The sequence below is a fragment of the Shigella sp. FC1661 genome, from assembly GCF_001712525.1.
Taxonomy (GTDB): domain Bacteria; phylum Pseudomonadota; class Gammaproteobacteria; order Enterobacterales; family Enterobacteriaceae; genus Escherichia; species Escherichia coli.
Genome location: NZ_MDGW01000301.1, coordinates 1 through 1,685, shown reverse-complemented (window position 1 = coordinate 1,685; position 1,685 = coordinate 1). Strand labels below are relative to the sequence as shown.

Below are 1,685 nucleotides of genomic sequence, written 5' to 3'. Positions count from 1 at the left end.
CCTAAGACATCAATCATCTGTACTCCAATGACTAGTCTAAAAACTAGTATTAAGACTATCACTTATTTAAGTGATACTGGTTGTCTGGAGATTCAGGGGGCCAGTCTAATTGTTAATAAGAACTCTGCAATCAACACCAGTATCGGCGTTATTTTTATTGCTTTGGGCGGCATATTGATTGATGCCTACTAGGCGGCGATGGTGGGGTTTGGTAATAAATACATTGCCGCTCAATTCGGCATTTCGCCGGGTCTTGCTGCAACCGTCAATGCATCAGTATTAATCGCTGCGTTAATTGGCGGTTTATTAGCGAACCGAGTAATAAACCGCTTTGGGCAAAAGCGGGCATTTATTATTGGCATGGGGCTGTGCACCATCGGTGTTGCAGCGGTAGCTATTGCTCCCAGTATCTGGTGGGTGCTGGTGTGCCGCGTCATCATGGGCTTTGGTTTAGGCATCGACTTCCCTTTGGCAACCAATGCCGTGGCAGAGCTTCGTGGTTCAACGTCGAAGAAAACCGGAACGTCGGTCAACCTCTGGCAAATGGCCTGGTATGTTTCGACAACCGTTGTTTATTTGGTACTTTTGCCGCTGCTTCTGTCGGGTATCGCTGAAGAACAATTGTGGCGTTACGGAATATTCATCGGAGCTATTTTTGCAGTCATCTTCATGATTTTGCGTTACTTCTTTATTGGTGAATCCGCAATGTGGGCCGCACGCGTCGGGCGTTACCAGGAAGCGTGCGACATTCTGGGAAAACGTTATGGTGTTCAGGCTCGCGTTGCGGCATCGGGTACAACAGAAGCGAAATTCTCGGAAAAAGCAGAGAATAAATACAGTGGTGGATATGGCATCTTATTTAATGATCGTTACCGCAAACGCACCATTCTTGGCTGTGTCGTGGCAACCATGCAGGCGTGGCAATATAACGCCGTAGGTGTTTATCTTCCTCTTACGTTGGCGGGAATAATAAGTGGCGGGCTTACTGGCGCGTTGACCGGTTCTGCCGTCGTGAATGCCCTTTGTGGGGTGACAGGCGGGATGATCGGCTCGTTTATTCTCCAACGACTGGGTACTCGCCGACAGTCGATGTATGGATTTGCTGTTGTGACCTTAGCATTGCTGTCGTTAGGCGCACTGGCAACGACTAATCCCTGGCTGTCTTTAGGGTTATTAGGATCAATTATTTTCTTCCATTCAGCGGGTCCTGGTGGGCTGGGCATGACCATTGCCACACTCTCTTATCTTCCCGCTATTCGCCCTACTGGGGTCAGATTTGCCCGCGCTATTATGCGCACAGGGGCAATTGCAGGACTCATTTTCTGGCCGATGCTGTGGGGTGCGTTGAAAACTGAAGCGTTTTACTGGTTGGCAATCGGGTAATGACTCCAACTTACTGATAGTGTTTTATGTTCAGATAATACCCGATGACCTTGTCATGCAGCTCCACCGATTTTGAGAACGACAGTGACTTCCGTCCCAGCCTTGCCAGATGTTGTCTCAGATTCAGATTATGTCGCTCAATGCGCTGAGTGTAACGCTTGCTGATAACGTGCAGCTTTCCCTTCAGGCGTGATTCATACAGCGGCCAGCCATCCGTCATCCATACCACGACCTCAAAGGCCGACAGCAGGCTCAGAAGACGCTCCAGTGTGGCCAGAGTGCGTTCACCGAAGACGTGCGCC

At 49.5% G+C, this 1,685-nt stretch carries 1 protein-coding gene and 1 pseudogene; one reads left to right on the top strand and one right to left on the bottom strand.

What is annotated here, in order from left to right; genetic code table 11:
• Positions 1 to 48 precede the first annotated feature (48 nt).
• Positions 49 to 1,383, top strand: a pseudogene (locus tag BFF42_RS16300) (MFS transporter).
• Between the two features lie 10 nt (positions 1,384 to 1,393).
• On the opposite strand, the gene BFF42_RS16295 reads toward BFF42_RS16300, so the two are convergent.
• Positions 1,394 to 1,685 (bottom strand): IS1 family transposase (locus BFF42_RS16295; protein ID WP_216080630.1); only part of this gene is annotated, 292 nt, incomplete at its 5' end.